The sequence below is a fragment of the Bacillus sp. NTK034 genome (genome assembly GCF_017303275.1).
Lineage (GTDB): Bacteria > Bacillota > Bacilli > Bacillales > Cytobacillaceae > Cytobacillus.
Genome location: NZ_JAFKOJ010000008.1, coordinates 1 through 18,281 on the forward strand (window position 1 = coordinate 1; position 18,281 = coordinate 18,281).

Consider the following 18,281-nt stretch of genomic DNA (forward strand, 5'->3'; position numbering starts at 1 on the left):
TAGTAAGATCCCTGAAAGATGATCAGGTTGATAGGTCAGAGGTGGAAGCGTGGCGACATGTGGAGCTGACTGATACTAATCGATCGAGGACTTAACCAAAACGAAAAGCGGAGGCGACTGTTCAACTTCGAAAGACGTTGGAGAGCCGGCCATTCAAATCCTGGTTTTAGGATTTGGAGGGACGGATCGAAACGGCCGAGAAGTTAGGAGCCGAAGCTAGACAAGTCATTGGTGAATACTCGGCAATACTTCTTCATGCATTATCTAGTTTTGAGGGAACGAAGTTTCTTCAATCAAATAGTCCGGTGGCGATAGCGAGAAGGTCACACCCGTTCCCATACCGAACACGGAAGTTAAGCTTCTCAGCGCCGATGGTAGTTAGGGGCTGTCCCCTTGTGAGAGTAGGACGCTGCCGGGCATATGAAAGAGCACCTGATGGGTGCTCTTTTTTGTGTGCTTGGATGAGTTACGGTACCCAATAGCTTATTTGGACTCTTCTTTTTAATGGGAAAATAGATATATGCGTCACACCTGTGAACAAATGCCACTTTTTCATGTTATGCTTCACTTTGGCACATATATGCGTCACTTTCACACGTATATAAGCCTAAATCGAATTATTTGTGCCACTCCTTATTTCACCGTCTGTTTTAAGTGTTATAAGCTGTTCTCTACAAAAATAAATTGTGCCAAATGTGAGATAAACTTCAAAATATACTAGATAAAAAATAAAACCTGTTAGATAAGCTCCTAGACATGCTAGATAAACCCTAATAAGGTTTAGATAAATCCCCGAATTTGCCAGATTAACCAAATTAACTGCAACGCATACCATCATGCAAGCTCATATAGATATTTCAGCACATAATTATCTGTTTTTCTCCACCTGGTCCGAATGAATGGAATATGTATTAAAATAAAAGTTTATAAGCCTGCATTCCAAAATAAATCCCAAAGCCAATCAGTGATAAGCCAGATAATATGGAAATTAGAGCGAGAATCTTCCCGGTTAAAAATCTTCTGAAGCTGCTGGCAACAGCTGCCATCGTTATGTCCCAGACAAGAAGCCCTGTAAAAATTGCGCCGCTGTATAAAACAACATGTGCCTTGTCATACTCGGCTGCTGTTTTGGCCAGAATGGAACCATAGATGCCAAGCCAAAAAAGTATAGTTAAAGGATTTGACAATGACATGAGAAAGCCTGACATAAAAGATTTAACTTTAGATTCATTTTTGGTTCTATAGCTTGAAACTACTTTTCCCGCACTTATTAGGGTTTCAACACCTGTATAAACAAGGACGAAAAATCCAAAGCACCATAAGAAGGCTTTCATGAATGGAATCTCAAGAAAGTGTACAACGCCCAAATAAACGGCCGCCATATATATGGCATCTGCTGTCATAGCACCCAGCCCTACCAGCCAGGCATGGAAAAAGCCATTTTTTATTCCTTTATCCAACTGTGCAGCATTAATTGGACCGATTGGCGCTGCAAGCGACAGACCCAAGAAAACATAGCCTAGAAATATGCTCATAAATGTACAGCTCCTAACTGCCAAACCTGTTTGTACAAAGTCTATTCAGTGGATTGGAAGTATAGGACAACTTTTAATCCAGTGCAAGTTATGAACAGCCAATCAGCTGGCATAATCCATAAACCTTAAACCTCAAAAGTATTACATGGTTCACTTTTAAATAAAGTAAGCATAAATTTCTCATCCATGCAAAAAATAAAATGAAAAAAGCAGAGGAGAGTGTTTCTTATGGATGCAAAAAGAGTTAAGCAAATTCTTTCATCATCGGCAGATATCGAAGTAAAATATAATGGTGCTTCCGTGTGGATCGACAAGCTGAATGAGGACGGAAGGACAGCAACGGTACATTTGCGCGGTCCACTTGAAGAAAGATCCGAGGTAGAAATTGGAGAACTGACAGAATTGTAAATATGATCCTAAGCCGCCATTTTTGGCGGCTTTTACTCTATATTTCCTGATTGGATTCAATTTCTGTTCGTTCATTTAAATACTGATTCTCAGCAGAAGCAAAGTTTACTGACTGCAGGCTGATATCTTTATCGATCCCATATAGATCTTTGCCTGTGTCTTCCAGGTTTTCATGCTTTCTTTCCACATCAGCTGCCTCCTTTAATAAAGTGTTTCCGTTAGTATAAACAGAGATTTTCAATATCATGAAAGGGAAATTATACATAAAAATCCGTAATTTAATTCATCTTGAGTTCAGGGCTTTACATAGGGTACCGGGGTATAATATAATGGATATTAAGGAGGCTGATTAAATGGCGTTTGAATTGGAAGATGAGAATTTATCGTCTGAAAGCTGCTGTTCGATTGAATCGGAGCGAAAAAGTCATCATTCAGAAAAAGTTAAAAAGAATTTGACAACCCGCTTAAATCGGATTGAAGGTCAAATACGCGGAATAAAAGGACTTATTGATAGAGACGTGTATTGTGACGATATAATAACACAAATTTCTGCAACTCAGTCTGCTTTGAATAGCGTAGCAAAGCTTTTACTTGAAGGCCATTTGAAAAGCTGTGTGGTAGAAAGAATTCACGAAGGCGATGATGAGGTACTTGATGAATTTTTAGTAACTATTCAAAAGCTAATGAAAAAATAATAGGAGGTTTAATTATTATGGAAAGCGTTACTTTGAAAGTTAGCGGAATGTCATGCGGACATTGTGTAAAAGCGGTAGAAGGCAGTGTCGGCAAATTAAATGGTGTAGATAAAGTAGCAGTTGACCTTGATAATGGCCAGGTGCAGGTTCAATTTGACTCATCAGCAGTTACACTTGAACAAATCAAAGAAACAATTGACGATCAAGGATATGATGTAGAGTAATTATCGGGAAAGAACGTGTGAATAAAATGCACGTTCTCTTTTTTTAGTAAACGAGGAATTGAAAAATAAGTAAATTGTTTGGATTTATTTGATTGACATATAGGGTAGGGTGGTATAGTATATTAAGTATAAGAAACATTGTTTAATAAAGGAGTGGGAGCTATGGGTGATGTTGCCCTAAAGGAGGTTTACCTTCCAATATCAGGGATGACATGTGCAGCCTGTTCGTCTCGAATTGAGAAAGGGTTAAATAAGCTGGACGGCGTTCAGGAAGCGACTGTCAATCTTGCATTGGAAAAAGCAGTAATTAAATATAATCCTGAAGTCATTTCTGTTGTAGCTTTTGAGAAAAAAATTGAGGATCTAGGTTATACGGTAGTATCGGAGAGAGCTGAGTTCGAATTGCTGGGCATGACTTGCGCAGCTTGCTCTGGCAGGATTGAAAAGGGACTCAATAAGCTTCCAGGCGTCAAACAAGCTGTAGTCAATCTGGCACTTGAAACTGGTACTGTAGAATATAACCCTGAAGAAATCTCCATCCAGGACATGATAAAGAAAGTGGAGAATTTAGGGTATCAGGCAAAAATAAAAATGGATAGAGACGAAGATATCGAAGGATATCGGGAAAAGGAAATTGAAAAACAAAAAGGCAAGTTCATTTTCTCGTTGATTCTTTCTATACCTTTATTCTGGTCCATGGTTGGACATTTCGAGTTTACATCAATTGTTTATGTTCCAGATATGTTTATGAATCCTTGGGTGCAGCTGGCGCTTGCAGCTCCCGTTCAATTTTTCATAGGAAAGCAATTTTATGCCGGGGCATATAAGGCATTAAAAAATAAGAGCGCCAATATGGATGTGCTGGTTGCACTCGGTACTTCTGCTGCATTTTTCTATAGCTTGTACCAATCAATTTTATCAATTGGCACCAATGCACAAATGGTGGAACTCTATTACGAAACAAGTGCGATCCTTATAACATTAATAATCTTAGGCAAGCTGTTTGAAGCACGGGCTAAGGGACGTTCTTCTGAAGCGATTAAAAAGCTAATGGGTCTGCAGGCAAAAACAGCAACTGTCTTAAGAGAAGGGGAAGAAATTGAAATTCCTCTTGAAGAAGTTATTGCTGGGGACATCATATATGTAAAGCCAGGCGAAAAAATTCCAGTTGATGGTGAAATTATCGAAGGCCAGTCTGCTTTGGATGAATCCATGCTGACAGGGGAAAGTGTACCTGTTGATAAAGCAGCAGGCGACACAGTTATTGGATCGACCCTTAACAAAAATGGCTTTCTGAAAATTAAAGCCACAAAAGTTGGCAAAGATACAGCATTGTCACAGATTATAAAAGTGGTTGAAGAAGCGCAAGGTTCAAAAGCCCCCATACAGCGAATGGCAGACAGAATCTCCGGGATATTTGTTCCAATTGTTGTAACCATAGCTGCGGTTACATTCCTGGTGTGGTATATATGGGTAAGTCCTGGGGATTTTGCAGAAGCACTCGAAAAATTGATTGCCGTCCTGGTAATTGCCTGTCCATGTGCACTAGGTCTGGCGACGCCAACCTCTATAATGGCCGGCTCCGGCAGGGCTGCGGAATTTGGGGTTCTTTTTAAAGGCGGAGAGCACTTGGAACTCACACATGAAATCACTACAGTTGTTCTTGATAAAACTGGAACAGTTACACATGGCAAACCAGTTTTAACAGATGTGATTACGGAAGGCAACGTTGAAGAAACGACACTTCTCCGGCTGGTGGGTTCAGCAGAGAAACAGTCTGAGCATCCATTAGCTGAAGCGATCGTAAAGGGAATAAAGGATAAAGGGATCACGCTATTTAATCCAGTTGAATTTGAAGCTGTTCCCGGGTATGGAATTAAAGCGAAAGTAGATGGCATTGACCTTTTGATAGGCACAAGAAGATTAATGGACAAATACGGTGTTAATGTCCAATCAGCCAAACTTGAAATGGAAACACTTGAGGAAAACGGAAAAACGGCAATGCTTGTCGCAGTTGATGGCAAATATGCAGGTATCGTGGCAGTTGCGGATACAATAAAGGAAACTTCCAGAGATGCAATTAATCGCTTAAGGAAACTGGGCATTGAAGTCATTATGATTACGGGAGATAACAAACGTACGGCTGAGGCAATAGCTGAGGAAGTGGGCATAGATTCTGTAATTGCAGAGGTTTTACCTGAAGGCAAGGCAGAAGAAGTAAAAAAACTTCAGAAACAGGGGAAAAAAGTTGCCATGGTCGGCGATGGCATAAACGATGCACCTGCACTCGCTGTAGCTGATATTGGAATGGCGATCGGAACCGGTACAGACGTTGCGATGGAAGCAGCTGATATTACGCTGATGAGAGGGGATTTAAATAGTATTGCAGACGCCATCCTAATGAGTAAACAAACCATAAGGAATATAAAACAAAATCTTTTCTGGGCTTTTGCATACAATACACTTGGCATCCCGGTAGCTGCGTTAGGATTCCTTGCACCTTGGCTTGCCGGCGCTGCAATGGCGTTCAGCTCCGTATCTGTCGTTTTAAACGCGCTTAGATTACAAAGAGTAAAAATAAAGTGAAACAGTGTGGGCTTTTTCTCCACTGATTATTAGTTGATTCAATCGAGCCTATACGGACTCCTCTAGGCCTTGAAGTGGAATCTTACTGACCGCTAGACTAAGATAATTGAAAAAACGTTTAATTAAAAAGGAGCAGATAAAATGAAAAAATGGGCCGGTGCAGCGATTGCTTACCTCGTTCTTGTAATGGCAGGATATGCTGTATATGATTTTTTGGGGGCTACCCCAGAGCCGGTATCACATGATAATGAAATGGAAAATCATGAATGAGAAAAAGAACAGAGGAAATTCCCTCTGTTCTTTTTTGTGTACTAAGGATTAAAAGTTTGTAATCTATTTCTCTATATGATAGAATCATCTACAATATATAGTATATATTAAAAAGAATAAAAACTACATATAGATCGTGATTGGTGTCCTAAGAGGACTTAATAGGGAATTCGGTGTAAAACCGAAGCTGTCCCCGCAACTGTAAGTGCAGACGAAAAGAGCATGCCACTGTACAATACGCGTTAAGGCGATTGTATGGGAAGGGCTTTTAGTAGAGTGAAGCACAAGCCAGGAGACCTGCCAGGGCGATCGAAAGTTTCTTATCTTCGGGGATTGAGATGATGAAACGATCGCGTAATGGCCGTTTGTCATCTTCTTCCTGCTATTATTCTATCGTTTGATCCGCTCATTTTCCGGGCGGATTTTTATTTTGCCTTTAGGAGGAAGTAAGATGGTTCAAACCATACAACCGATCGAAATTTTAGAAGAACTTAAGACAGAATTTCCGCAGCTCGGCATTGGGCAGCTATTAAAAAGGTATGAAGAAATGAGCCAGCGGGGAGCAGAGGCGATGTATGACCAGCTTATTCTGGATTGTTTATCTTTTATCAGCATTGATGAGCCTGATTGGACTTTTGCCGCTTCACGTCTGCTTCTTAAGAAGCTCTATATTGAGTCAGGAAAAAATAGAAAATGCCAGCCGGATGATTGCTACAAACATTTTTATACGTTAATTGAACGGCTGACGGCTCTGGGAATTTATGAACAGGATTTATTAGATGAGTATTCAACAGATGAGATAAATGAACTTGCCCGCTTCATAAAGAAAGAAAATGATCGCTTATTTACATATTTGGGGCTGAAAATGCTGGCTGACCGATATCTTGCCAGGGACAAACAGAAAAATCTTTATGAACTTCCCCAGGAGCGGTTTATGATCATCAGCATGGTGCTGATGAAAAAGGAGCCGAAGGGTATGCGGCTTGAACTTGTTAAAGAGGCTTATTGGGCAATGAGCGGTTTGTATATGACTGTTGCCACTCCAACGCTCGCTAATGCAGGGAAGAACTGGGGACAGCTTTCAAGCTGTTTCATTGAGACCGTTGATGACAGTCTTGATTCTATTTATGACAGCAATACCGATATTGCATCACTGTCAAAAAATGGCGGCGGAATCGGAGTATATTTGGGGAAAATCCGCAGCAGAGGCAGTGATATTAAAGGATTTAAGGGTGCATCTTCAGGTGTGATTCCCTGGATGAAGCAGCTGAATAACACAGCCGTCAGTGTCGACCAGCTTGGACAAAGGCAGGGTGCTATAAGCGTCTATCTTGATGTCTGGCATAAAGATATATTTTCATTCCTTGATGCAAAGCTTAATAACGGAGATGAAAGGCAGCGAACACATGATTTATTCACTGGTGTCTGCATTCCGGATTTGTTTATGGAAAAAGTGGAAAGCCGGGGATATTGGTATTTATTTGATCCCCATGAAGTCCGCAAGGTTATGGGCTTTTCACTGGAGGATTTTTATGACGAAGGTGAAGGCGAAGGTTTATTCCGCCAGAAATATAAAGAGTGCATAGATAACCCGAATCTATCAAGGGAAAAAGTTCCTGCCATCGATATAATGAAATCCATCATGAGAAGCCAGCTTGAAACAGGGACACCATTTATGTTTTACCGGGATGAAGTAAATCGGAAAAATGCCAATTCACATTGCGGAATGATTTATTGTACAAATCTGTGCACGGAAATCGTACAAAACCAAAGTGTTACAAAGCGGGTTGAGGAATATACAAGGGATGGGAGAATTATTATCGAAAAACATCCAGGAGATTTCGTTGTCTGCAATCTTTCATCCATCAATCTTGCAAGAGCCGTTAATGAGGGAGTTCTTGAAAAGCTAGTGCCAATACAGGTGCGAATGCTTGATAATGTCATTGATATTAATAGTATTCCAGTGCCGCAGGGCCAGATCACAAACCAGAAATACCGTGCGATTGGACTGGGAACTTTTGGATGGCACCACCTTCTTGCACTGAAAAAAATCACATGGGAAAGCGAAGAAGCAGAAAAATTTGCTGACATTCTATATGAGCAAATTGCTTTTTTAGCGATAAAAAGTTCTATGAACCTGGCAAAAGAAAAAGGAAGCTATTCAGTCTTTAAAGGTTCTGATTGGGAAACGGGCGCTTACTTTGAAAAGCGGGGATATCTGGAGGCAGAGTCAGATATGGACTGGGCTGCATTAAGCAAAGAGGTAAGTGAAAACGGCGTTCGAAATGCCTATATGCTGGCGGTTGCCCCAAATGCATCAACTGCTTTAATTGCAGGAAGCACTCCAAGTATTGATCCTATTTTCAACAAGCAGTACTCGGAAGAGAAAAAGGATTATCGGATACCTGTAACAGCTCCTGATATTAACAGTGAGACCATTTGGTATTACAAATCTGGCTATCATATTAACCAGGAGTGGAGCATCAGGCAGAATGCAAACAGACAAAAACATATAGATCAAGCTATTTCATTTAATTTCTATATACCGAACCATATTAAAGCAATCGATCTTTTGAATCTGCATCTTTCAGCATGGCAGAAAAAATTAAAAACAACGTATTATATCCGATCAACTTCATCTGAGATTGAAGACTGTGAATCTTGCTCCAGCTAAGGAGGACCTTATGAATACTTTAAACAAACGGCCAATTATTAATCAATCGGCGCCTAACAAATCAACTTCAATCATTAACGGGGAATGCTCCAATATTCTTAATTGGGATGATGTCCGCTTCTCCTGGGCCTATCCAAAGTATAAAAAAATGCTCGCTAACTTTTGGACGCCTTTTGAAATAAACATGTCACAGGACATTAAGCAATTTCCGGAATTAACGAAAAGTGAACAGGATGCATTTTTGAAAATTATTGGGCTGCTTGCATTGCTCGACAGCATCCAGACGGATTATGCCGGAAAAGTTGCTGATTATATTACCGACTCAAGCATATCGGCACTCATGATTATACTCGCACAGCAGGAGGTGATTCATAATCACTCCTATTCATATGTTCTATCAAGCCTGGTTCCAAAACAAAAACAGGATGAGGTTTTTGAATTCTGGCGTACAGAACCTATATTAGCTGAAAGAAATGAATTTGTTGTGAACGGATATAAAGATTTTGCAGAGAATCCAAGCGCGGAGAACCTGCTGAAATCTATTGTGTATGATGTCGTTCTGGAAGGGCTTTTCTTTTATTCAGGCTTTGCATTCTTTTATCACCTGGCAAGAAATCAGAAAATGGTTGCCACCTCCACGATGATTAATTACATCAACCGGGATGAACAAATCCATGTTGACTTGTTTGTTAAAATTTTTAAAGAAATTCTGCAGGAAAATCCGGAACTTAATACTAATGAATTAAGTGAATTCGTCCAGGAGACTTTCAAAAGAGCAGCTGAACTGGAGATTGAATGGGCCCGCGAGGTGATCGGCAGCAAAACAGAAGGCATCCTGCTGTCCGATGTTGAAGCTTATATCAAATTTTATGCTAATGTCCGCTGCAATCAGCTAGGGTATGAACGGCCGTTTGAAGACTATCGGACTAATCCGCTCCGCTGGATTGTAGCTTATGAGCAGGTTGACCATGGGAAGTCTGATTTCTTTGAACAAAAATCGAGGCAATATACAAAAGTTCAAATTGATAATGGGTTTGATGAACTATAAAGGGTCATCAGGATATATATAATAAAAAAGATTCTGCTTTGGCGCAGAATCTTTTTTATTAGGAGCGTACAGGTTCTCCAGATACAAAATCAATCTTAAAACCAAGATCTTTCAGCATTTGGTGATCCGCGGTGCTTTCCTGCCCTGCAGTGGTTAAGTAATCTCCAACGAAAATAGAATTAGCCGGATAAAGTCCAAGCGGCTGAAGGCTCCGGAGATTCACTTCTCTGCCTCCGGATATTCTGATTTCCTTTGATGGGTTGATATATCGCATCAGGCAAAGCACCTTCAGACAATAGCGGGGATTCAATTCATCTGTCCCTTCTAATGGCGTCCCATCGATTGCATGCAGAAAGTTAACCGGTATTGAGTCGGCATCCAGGGCTTTTAGGCTTCTGGCCATTGTTATGACATCTTCCTGGGTTTCCTTCATACCAATAATTACCCCGGAACAAGGTGAAATGCCTGCTTCCTTTATTATTTGGACCGTATTGACTCTGTCCCGGTATGTATGGGAGGTAGTGATGCTCTCATGATGATTTTCCGAGGTGTTAATATTGTGATTATAGCGGTCCACTCCAGCTTCCTTGAGCTGCTCAGCCTGTTCAGGTTTTAGGAGCCCGAGACAGGCACAGACCTTCATTTTATAGGTATCCTTTATTTCTTTAACCGCTGAAACTACTTCATTTAGCTCCCTATTGCTCGGGCCTCTTCCGCTTGCAACGATGCAATAGGTTCCGACATTTAGCTGATGGGCCTGCTTAGCAGCTTGGATGATAGTTTCCTTATCCATCATCCGGTATTTTTCAATAGGTGCTGTTGAGATGCTCGATTGTGAGCAATAGCCGCAGTTTTCAGGACATAGGCCTGATTTCGTATTAATAATCATATTTAATTTAACATGATTCCCATAATGATGATGACGGATTTTATAGGCGCTGTACAATAAGCTCAGCAGTTCTTCATCTGGACAATTTAAAATACCCATTGCCTCCGAGTCTGTCAGTTCATGTCCTTTTAGTACGTCTAGGGCTAGCTCTTGGAAATTCATATGTATCCTCCTTAGTAAAATGGTTTATGCTGCTCGGTTCATTTTTCTGAACTGACTGCCGGCAAATACTCTTTGCTCCAGCCGATGGGCCATTAACCCGGCAAAAACAGAAAGAATAATGTCTTTTGGAAGGGGGACTGCCATCCACAGCCAAGCCATTTGATAGGTAAACCCCTCAGGTGCTGTAAACTAGAGTTTATAGGCCATATACATCCAATTCGTCCCAAAAACATAATTGATCACCATTCCGATTAAAGCTGCAGTAATATACACCGGAACAGACTTTTTCTTTTCAATCAATTTGCCGGTGACATAGGCTGTTAAAATAAACGATAGGATAAAACCGAAAGTGGGGCTTAATAAGGTAGCAAAACCGCCGCCGAATTTTGAAAATACAGGAGCGCCTGCAAGCCCGGCAAAAGCATAGACAGCCATAGTGATAGCCCCTAATCGGCTTCCTAAAATAGCACCTGCCAAAATGGCAAAAAAGGTCTGTAAAGTAATAGGGACTCCCCCAATAACCAAAAATGGGACAAATGAAGTGATATTTGCTCCAACAGCCATTAGGGCGACAAACATGCCAGCCAATGTTAAATCAATCGTTCTTAAACCTGTCTTCATAAAATGCCTCCTGAAAGAATTATATTTATACAATTTAGAATAATAGCAGAAAACGTTAATTGTCAACTTAATTTTATAATGGGTTAACATATAATATGTTTCTGTCCAGAAATGGAGGGTAAAGTGATACTGCACATTAATAGATGACGAAATAGAGGAGGTATAAACATGGCAAGTAGTAAAAACAATATTCACAGTGATAAACAGGAACAATATTTTAAGGACAGAGCAGGTACAGATGAAGCAAGATTCCATGTAGTACCGCATGATGAGGAAGGATGGGCAGTCAAGAAAGAGGGGCAAAACGAGCCTGAGTTTACGGCGGAATCACAGTCAGATGCAGTGGAGAAAGCGAAGAGCATGGCAGAGGAGGCTGGTACAATGGCAATCTTGCATAATGAAGATGGAAAAATAGATGATCTTGTTAATTATGAAGATAAATAAATAATTAATTAAGAAGAGCATTACCATTGAGTAGTGCTCTTTTTTTGTTTGGCTGGGATTGAACAAAAGAGACCTTATTTCTAAAACAAAAAAATTCCGCTTTCAAATAGAAAGCGGTTCAAAAAGAGACCTTGGAACGAGTGAATTCTAAAATTTGGAACAATATATAGTAGCATAATAGGTTTTAGAAACTATATATTGTTATTTCTGATTCTAGCATAATAAAACATAGAGAGCAAACTATTATTTTAATATATTTAAAATATTCTTTCATTTTACGAATCAGGGAGTAAACACTCTTGAAACAACCAAAAACAATCAAATTTTGATTGTTTTTGGTTTGTTTTGAATGAAAATGATTGATTTTTGCAATCGGTTTCAGTATGATGTAATCAAGAAGAACAACACACCCAGGGAGGTGATGTTTTGTTAACACCAGAGCGCCACAAATTGATTCTGCAGCTTTTAAAAGAAAAAGGTGTAGTGAAAATTCAGGATCTCGTTGACATGACAGAAACATCGGAATCAACAATAAGAAGGGACTTGACCCAGCTTGAAGAAGGGAAGTACTTAAAAAGAATACATGGAGGGGCAGCCAGGCTTCAGGGTAAGCTGCAGGAACCCAGCATGTCTGAGAAGTCATCCAGAAACCTTCAGCAAAAGCGTCAAATCGCCCAATACGCGGCAAGTCTAGTTGAGGAAGGTGATTCCATTTATCTGGATGCAGGCTCGACAGTAACTGAAATGATTCCCTTTTTGCCTGCGAAGGAAATTGTGGTTGTAACGAACGGACTAATGCATATCAACGCATTGCTCGAAAGGAATATAAAAACATTTTTAATCGGCGGTTTTGCCAAGGAACAGACAAAAGCCATCATCGGCAGGGGGGCATTGGCGAGCCTGGAAAATTACCGATTTGATAAATGCTTTATGGGGGTTAACGGTATCCATCCTCAATTCGGCTACACCACACCGGATCAGGATGAGGCAATGATTAAGCAAATGGCCATTTCGCTTTCAAGGGAGGCATTCGTACTTGCCGATGATACGAAGTTTTCAGAAATCGCATTTGCCAAGATTGCCGATTTGCATACAGCAGCAATTATTACAAATGAACTGAATGAGGATCAGCAAGAGCCTTATATCAGCAAAACTACAATAAAGGTCGTGACAGCATGATACACACATTGACGCTAAATCCGTCAGTGGACTACATCGTAGAATTGGATGAGATAATAGTCGGCGGTCTTAACCGCATGCAGCAGGATACAAAGTTCCCTGGAGGAAAAGGGATAAATGTTTCCAGAGTGCTGAACAGAATGGATGTGGAAAGCAAGGCCCTTGGCTTTGTAGGCGGATTTACTGGAGATTATATTGTTGATTACTTAAACAAAGAGAATATTCAAACTGACTTTGTCCAAGTTGCTGATGACACAAGAATCAATGTAAAGATCAAGACAGAGGCGGAAACGGAAATCAATGCCAAAGGGCCGGCCATTTCAGGAAGGCATTTCGAAGATCTTAAAAATAAAATCCGCAGCCTGTCAGAAGAAGATTTACTTGTCCTGGCTGGCAGCATTCCATCTGCATTGCCTGAATCAACTTATGAAGAGCTGGTTAGAATCTGTTCAGAAAACGGGACAGCTTTTGTGGTAGATGCAGAGGGAGAGTTACTGAAAAAGGTCCTTCCATACAAACCGTTTTTAATAAAGCCCAATCACCATGAATTAGGTGAAATATTCAATACAGAATTTACTTCCGCAAAAGAAGTGATCCCATATGGACAGAAACTTGTAGAAATGGGCGCACAGAATGTAATTGTTTCATTAGCAGGGGAGGGAGCAGTCCTGATTTCTGAAGATGCTGCGTATATTTCAAGCGTTCCAAAAGGGGAAGTGAAAAGTTCTGTAGGTGCAGGAGATTCCATGGTAGCCGGTTTTCTTGCAGCTTATGAAAAAAACAAAAATATAGAAAAGTCTTTTCAATACAGTGTTGCATCCGGAAGCGCAACGGCTTTTTCACTTGGTATTTGCACAAAGGAAAGAGCAGAGGAATTGCTTTCTCAGGTTTCGATTGAAAAGGTCAGCCTAAAAGGGGAGATTTAGGATGAGAATAACAGAATTACTTACAAGAGATACGATTCTGCTCTCGTTGAGCGGAACAGGCAAAATGGATGCCATAAATGGATTGGTAAACCAGCTTGATCAAGCAGGAAAGCTTCATGACAGTTCTGCCTTTAAAAATGCCATTTTAAAAAGGGAAGAACAAAGCACAACAGGCATCGGCGACGGAATAGCCATTCCTCATGCAAAAACTGGTGCGGTAAGGCAGCCTGCTATTGCATTCGGCAAATCAGAAGCAGGAGTGGATTATGAATCACTTGACGGTCAGCCAGCACATCTATTCTTTATGATTGCAGCACCGGAAGGAGCAAACAATACACATCTGGAAGCTCTTTCCAGGCTTTCATCGATACTAATGAACGAGGAAGCACGCATAAAACTCCAGAATGCTGCTTCTGCAGACGAAGTTATTGGAATTATAGACAGTTATGACGTGACAGAAGAAGAGGAAGTCCAAAATATTGCAGACAGTAAACGATTTGTTGTAGCAGTAACAGCCTGCCCAACAGGAATTGCCCATACTTATATGGCGGCTGATTCACTAAAAGCCAAGGCAGCTGAAATGGGCGTTGATATTAAAGTTGAAACAAATGGCTCAAGCGGCGCTAAAAATGTTCTGACACCGGAAGAAATTACAAATGCAGCAGCAGTTATAGTCGCAGCAGATACAAAGGTTGAAATGGAGCGATTCAGCGGCAAGCATGTTCTCCAAACCGCAGTTGCTGACGGCATCCGAAAACCTCAGGAGCTTATCGAAAAAGCGCTAAAGCAGGATGCACCGGTATACAAGGGCGGAAGCGCAGACAGCAGCAGAAATGCAGAGAATAATAAAGAACAAAAAGCAGGAATTTATAAGCATCTGATGAATGGCGTTTCCAACATGCTTCCATTTGTTGTTGGGGGCGGAATACTTATTGCCATTTCCTTTATGTTCGGATATAAAGCAGCAGATCCTAATGATCCGTCGTATCATCCTATCGCAGAAGCACTGATGACCATTGGCGGGGGAAATGCATTTGGATTAATCGTTCCAATCCTTGCAGCGTTCATTGCCATGAGTATTGCTGATCGCCCAGGATTTGCTGCAGGTGCAGTCGGGGGAATGATGGCAGCATCTGGAGGCGCAGGATTCCTTGGTGGCATCATCGCCGGCTTCCTTGCAGGTTATGTAGTAGTTGGTTTGAAAAAGGTCTTTGCTGGCCTGCCTTCATCACTTGAAGGAATTAAAACGATTTTGCTCTATCCGCTCTTTGGAATTGCTATCACAGGATTGCTGATGCTTTATGTTGTCAACAAACCAGTTGGCGCATTAAATACTGCTATCACCGAGTGGCTTTCAGGTCTTGGTACTGGAAATGCTGTCATGCTTGGAGTAGTGCTTGGGCTGATGATGGCATTTGATATGGGCGGCCCGGTTAATAAATCGGCATACGTATTTGGTACAGGGCTGCTTGCGAATGGAGTATATGAACCAATGGCAGCAATCATGGCAGCTGGTATGGTTCCGCCACTTGCCATCGCACTTGCCACCACTTTATTCAAAAATAGATTTACAAAACAGGAACAGGATGCAGGAAAAGCAAATTACATTATGGGATTTTCGTTTATTACAGAAGGTGCAATCCCATTCGCAGCTGCAGATCCACTGCGTGTCATCCCATCCATCATGGCAGGATCAGCCGTGGCAGGCGCCATTTCAATGATGGCTGGAATCGGATTAAGAGCGCCGCACGGAGGAGTCTTTGTCGTCCCTCTCGTCGATGGCCCATGGGGAATTTACCTTGCAGGAATAATAGCAGGAGCTCTTTTGTCTGCATTCCTTATAGGGTTCCTGAAAAAACCATTAAATAAATAGTGAATAAACTAAAGCCGATACTTAATGTATCGGCTTTAAATTTTAAAAAAAATACTTTTAGAAAAGATTGAAAAAACTGAAAATAAATGATTTAATTGAAATAAACTAACCGGTCTTTTTTTTATAAATAAATAAACTGCCAAGTCTATATAGTTGGAGGTGTGGAACCATGGCCATTATCATTGTTATTAAAAGAGGAAACAAGCATAAATAAATAACTATTAGATGCACCAAGTAAAATTTGAAGGAGAGCGTTTATGAAAATAAAAAAACTTTCTCAAGTTACCCTGGAGGAGGCGGTGACCGCCTGGAATAAAGGCTTTGAAGGTTATATAGTTCCAATAAAAATGGATATTCAGGCCTTTGTTAATCGTATGGCATCTGAGGGACTTTCGCCTGAAAAATCGATTGTCGCTTTTATGCACGGAGAACCCTGCGGAATCATAATGAATGGGTTCCGGGAGATTAACGGCAGAAAAATTGCCTGGAACGGAGGCACTGGGATTGCTCCACAATACAGGGGAAAAGGTCTTTCCGCAGCCATGATGTCGGAAGTGCTCAGCATATATAAAGCTGAAAATGCGCACACTGCTGTTCTTGAAGCAATTGAAGAAAATGAGAGAGCGATTAAGCTATACAAGAAAGCAGGCTATGCGATTACTGATCAATTGCTTTATCTAAACATGAAGCTAACACATAATGAAATAGGCTCATTGATGGAAAGACATTTATCATTAAAAAAGATATATCCCGAACAGCTGCAGTTACTCAGCTTTTATGACAGCGATGCTGCCTGGCAGTGCCAGTGGCAGAGTGCGAGACAAGGGGAAGCGGCTGTACTTATGAGTGAAGATGGGAAAGAGGAAGGCTACATTTTATACAAAAGAGTGCTGGATGCAGGAGGGCGTACAGACCGAATTATCATTTATCAGCTAAAATTCACGGTTGGCAGTGCATATGAGGCAATGACTGAAAGTATTCTGGGCCAGCTGTTCCTGGATCAGGATGAATCAATTGATTTCACTGCAGTTAATATTTCTGCTTCCAATCCCGCATCTCAAGCTTTGCTTAAAATGGGATTTGAAAAAAAGATTGGCCAGGTAATGATGAAAAAAGCGCTTTTGCCTGATGCCTAGTCAGGATTCCCCCTTTCTGCAAAAAACTAAGTGACCAATTAATTTTGAGATTCGTGCATATAGGCATAATTTCGGACGGTTCCTGATATGTTTTTATGAGTAAGGTTGAAAGGGGAGATATTTTGGCTGCTGGATTTGAAAGTGCTGCAAAATTTGAACACGGGTTTTGGCTTCAGATTTTGGGTGATCATGCACGCTTCATACATGATTCACTGTCACCAAAGGAAAAGGACAGCATTGAAAGGGCGAACTACTTTATACAAACCTTCGATCAGCTTTTAGGCAGGGTTGAAGTGGATAACCTGGAGCAATTGAGCCGGAGGGCAGAACAGGAAGCTAAAAAGCTAAGGGAATTTAAATTGAACCTACTCGAACGTCATCTGACAGGGAAAATTACCATTCATCTTGGTCCTGTTTTTATAAACCATATGGTCAATGAACTTGAAGAATATATGCTGGTCCTTCAATATTTAAAAAAGGGGGAAGTCCCGCCTGTACTTCATGAGCTCCATCACCATTTAATCTGGCTTCTGGATGCAGCTGGCCATGCTGGAGCCATATCAGATAATATGGAAAGTGTTGAGAAGAAAATAAAAAAAATCAGTGATGGCTATACCAAGGATTTTGAAGCATTTTATTTAAAGGCGGTTGAAATGTCCGGGTTCCTTCGGACAAATGTTGAGTCATTCCCGGCCCTTCAAAAGTTCAACAGCGATGTTGCACTTGAAATATCTTTGTTTATGAACTTTCTCAATGAAATTGAGGAGCTTGAATTGAGCAAAGAGGCATTGGGTACATTTGCAGCTTTAATGGCTGATCACATGTACCGTGAAGAATGCTACTACCTGTCAAAGCTTGCTGAGTCCACTCAGTCTGAAAAGCCGAAATGTGATCCGGCAAAGCCGAGACTTAAAGAATAAATTCAATGCTGCCTATTTGGCAGTTTTTTTGCATTAAGAACATGCGGCAGTGTTTTCTGGGTAAAAAGAGTATAAAAAGGCTGATATCATGAAACTGGTAAGATGGAGTTACATGCGGAGAAATCAGGTAAAAGGATTGTTTGATTGTTTTCCTGAAGCGGTCATCATTTTTAAACGAATAAAGAATTATTACTTTATCCACAGTGCTGAATGGACAGGCAGTCCACAGATAATTGCTAAGCAGCAGCTGGGGGAAATGGAGTATTTGCTTAATAAAGAAATGGGTTTTCTTCGCGGATATCTTCAAAGGAAATCTGCAGGCGATAAAGATAGTGAAACTTGAAAAAATAGGAAAGAAGAATCAATTTTCCTAAAACAGAACAGACGTTCGACTAAATGGACAAGGATGTGTTATAATAAAGAAGCAATGGGAGTTTCTCAAGGGTGGTCGGCTAGCCCCGTACGAAAGGGGGTGATGCCTTTTGACAGTTTTCGAATCGATCATGATGATGATTTCCTTCTCTAGTCTGATCATTGCTGTCATGACTTTTAACCATAAAAAATAGACCTCCCTTGATCTGATAATTGAGGGAGAGGTCTATGTCTTTGACAGGCCGATCCCCTAAGGGAACGACTATTGCGAATGACCGTGGGTGCGGCAACACCTGCGGTCGTTTTTTTTTCATATTCT

General features: G+C 40.9%; 18 protein-coding genes, 2 rRNA genes, 1 pseudogene and 1 riboswitch. Of the genes and pseudogenes, 17 read left to right on the forward strand and 4 right to left on the reverse strand.

Annotated features, from left to right (window positions below; translation table 11 throughout):
- A 23S ribosomal RNA gene (locus JI665_RS20215) occupies positions 1-99 on the forward strand; the annotation flags it as partial.
- A 202-nt stretch (positions 100-301) separates the two neighbouring features.
- Positions 302-418, forward strand: a 5S ribosomal RNA gene (gene rrf / locus JI665_RS20220).
- Positions 419-911: 493 nt separating this feature from the next.
- Here the strand turns inward: rrf and JI665_RS20225 are convergent.
- The gene (locus JI665_RS20225) at positions 912-1,535 is read right to left on the reverse strand and encodes a LysE family transporter (RefSeq protein WP_206843150.1); all 624 of its coding nucleotides are present in this window, start codon (positions 1,533-1,535) and stop codon (positions 912-914) included.
- 228 nt (positions 1,536-1,763) lie between these two features.
- Between JI665_RS20225 and JI665_RS20230 the strand changes: the two genes are divergently transcribed.
- Complete coding sequence (locus tag JI665_RS20230; RefSeq protein WP_009336786.1) at positions 1,764-1,943, forward strand: H-type small acid-soluble spore protein; 180 nt, start codon at positions 1,764-1,766, stop codon at positions 1,941-1,943.
- 37 nt (positions 1,944-1,980) lie between these two features.
- Here the strand turns inward: JI665_RS20230 and JI665_RS20235 are convergent, their stop codons facing one another.
- Positions 1,981-2,130, reverse strand: coding sequence for a hypothetical protein (locus JI665_RS20235; protein ID WP_206843152.1), 150 nt, complete (start codon positions 2,128-2,130; stop codon positions 1,981-1,983).
- 166 nt (positions 2,131-2,296) lie between these two features.
- Between JI665_RS20235 and JI665_RS20240 the strand changes: the two genes are divergently transcribed.
- From JI665_RS20240 to JI665_RS20260, 6 genes are all read left to right on the forward strand, one after another.
- Positions 2,297-2,638, forward strand: a complete 342-nt coding sequence (locus JI665_RS20240; protein ID WP_244671266.1) for a metal-sensitive transcriptional regulator — start codon at positions 2,297-2,299, stop codon at positions 2,636-2,638.
- Positions 2,639-2,655: 17 nt separating this feature from the next.
- Positions 2,656-2,862: a copper chaperone CopZ gene (copZ, locus tag JI665_RS20245; protein WP_206843163.1), complete on the forward strand. Its 207-nt coding sequence runs from the start codon at positions 2,656-2,658 to the stop codon at positions 2,860-2,862.
- A gap of 162 nt (positions 2,863-3,024) precedes the next feature.
- Positions 3,025-5,448 carry a heavy metal translocating P-type ATPase gene (locus JI665_RS20250; RefSeq protein WP_206843165.1) on the forward strand — a complete coding sequence of 808 codons (2,424 nt, stop codon included), beginning with the start codon at positions 3,025-3,027 and terminating at the stop codon, positions 5,446-5,448.
- Between the two features lie 141 nt (positions 5,449-5,589).
- Entirely contained in the window at positions 5,590-5,718 is a 129-nt protein-coding gene (locus JI665_RS29020; protein WP_280516113.1) for a hypothetical protein, read from the forward strand.
- A 124-nt stretch (positions 5,719-5,842) separates the two neighbouring features.
- Positions 5,843-6,036: riboswitch (cobalamin riboswitch) on the forward strand.
- A 133-nt stretch (positions 6,037-6,169) separates the two neighbouring features.
- Positions 6,170-8,392: a ribonucleoside-diphosphate reductase subunit alpha gene (locus tag JI665_RS20255; protein WP_206843167.1), complete on the forward strand. Its 2,223-nt coding sequence runs from the start codon at positions 6,170-6,172 to the stop codon at positions 8,390-8,392.
- Positions 8,393-8,402: 10 nt separating this feature from the next.
- Positions 8,403-9,440, forward strand: a complete 1,038-nt coding sequence (locus JI665_RS20260) for a ribonucleotide-diphosphate reductase subunit beta (protein ID WP_206843176.1) — start codon at positions 8,403-8,405, stop codon at positions 9,438-9,440.
- Between the two features lie 58 nt (positions 9,441-9,498).
- On the opposite strand, the gene bioB is transcribed toward JI665_RS20260, so the two are convergent.
- Positions 9,499-10,491 (reverse strand): biotin synthase BioB, encoded by a 993-nt coding sequence (gene bioB, locus JI665_RS20265; RefSeq protein ID WP_206843179.1) that lies wholly within the window; start codon positions 10,489-10,491, stop codon positions 9,499-9,501.
- A 24-nt stretch (positions 10,492-10,515) separates the two neighbouring features.
- Positions 10,516-11,112: pseudogene (locus JI665_RS20270) on the reverse strand (biotin transporter BioY).
- Between the two features lie 168 nt (positions 11,113-11,280).
- Here JI665_RS20270 and JI665_RS20275 point away from each other — a divergent pair.
- The 8 genes from JI665_RS20275 (at position 11,281) to JI665_RS29270 (ending at position 18,156) form a co-directional block, all read left to right on the forward strand.
- Positions 11,281-11,556 (forward strand): DUF2188 domain-containing protein, encoded by a 276-nt coding sequence (locus tag JI665_RS20275; protein WP_206843181.1) that lies wholly within the window; start codon positions 11,281-11,283, stop codon positions 11,554-11,556.
- Positions 11,557-11,982: 426 nt separating this feature from the next.
- Positions 11,983-12,735 carry a DeoR/GlpR family DNA-binding transcription regulator gene (locus JI665_RS20280; protein ID WP_206843183.1) on the forward strand — a complete coding sequence of 251 codons (753 nt, stop codon included), beginning with the start codon at positions 11,983-11,985 and terminating at the stop codon, positions 12,733-12,735.
- Positions 12,732-13,661: a 1-phosphofructokinase gene (gene pfkB / locus JI665_RS20285; RefSeq protein ID WP_206843185.1), complete on the forward strand. Its 930-nt coding sequence runs from the start codon at positions 12,732-12,734 to the stop codon at positions 13,659-13,661. The genes JI665_RS20280 and pfkB overlap by 4 nt, the downstream gene beginning before the upstream one ends.
- Position 13,662: 1 nt before the next feature.
- Entirely contained in the window at positions 13,663-15,534 is a 1,872-nt protein-coding gene (locus tag JI665_RS20290; protein WP_206843187.1) for a PTS fructose transporter subunit IIABC, read from the forward strand.
- A 257-nt stretch (positions 15,535-15,791) separates the two neighbouring features.
- Positions 15,792-16,670 carry a GNAT family N-acetyltransferase gene (locus JI665_RS20295; protein ID WP_206843196.1) on the forward strand — a complete coding sequence of 293 codons (879 nt, stop codon included), beginning with the start codon at positions 15,792-15,794 and terminating at the stop codon, positions 16,668-16,670.
- 95 nt (positions 16,671-16,765) lie between these two features.
- On the forward strand, positions 16,766-17,590 hold the full coding sequence (locus tag JI665_RS20300) for a DUF2935 domain-containing protein (protein WP_206843197.1): 825 nt from the start codon (positions 16,766-16,768) through the stop codon (positions 17,588-17,590).
- Between the two features lie 112 nt (positions 17,591-17,702).
- Positions 17,703-17,933, forward strand: coding sequence for a hypothetical protein (locus JI665_RS20305; protein WP_244671268.1), 231 nt, complete (start codon positions 17,703-17,705; stop codon positions 17,931-17,933).
- Between the two features lie 166 nt (positions 17,934-18,099).
- The gene (locus JI665_RS29270) at positions 18,100-18,156 is read left to right on the forward strand and encodes a hypothetical protein (RefSeq protein WP_369425971.1); all 57 of its coding nucleotides are present in this window, start codon (positions 18,100-18,102) and stop codon (positions 18,154-18,156) included.
- Positions 18,157-18,281: the final 125 nt, after the last annotated feature.